Source organism: Brachyspira pilosicoli, from assembly GCF_019402445.1.
Lineage (GTDB): Bacteria > Spirochaetota > Brachyspiria > Brachyspirales > Brachyspiraceae > Brachyspira > Brachyspira pilosicoli_B.
This window is the reverse complement of the sequence record NZ_SRZM01000346.1, coordinates 1-214: the sequence shown is the minus strand read 5'-3', so window position 1 is coordinate 214 and position 214 is coordinate 1. Positions and strand designations below refer to the sequence as shown.

The 214-nt window shown below is 34.1% G+C and carries 1 pseudogene; it reads left to right on the top strand.

From position 1 onward, the window contains the following. Nucleotides 1-214: pseudogene (locus E6A48_RS10455) on the top strand (sialidase family protein); the annotation flags it as partial.

Genomic DNA, 214 nt, shown 5'->3' with positions numbered 1-214 from the left:
TCAAAACTCAGAAAAACCTATTAAAAATGATGAAATACCAAATTTCCAAACTACTGGAGGTGTTGCTTATTATCGTAACCCAGTTGTGGTAGTAATGGGTACTAGTAAAAACCATGTTGCAGTTTTCGCAGAGAAAAGATATTTATCTGAAGGTTCTGCTAACGATATAGGTGTAGACGGTAAAACAGCTACAGATATAGTTTGTATCATAAGT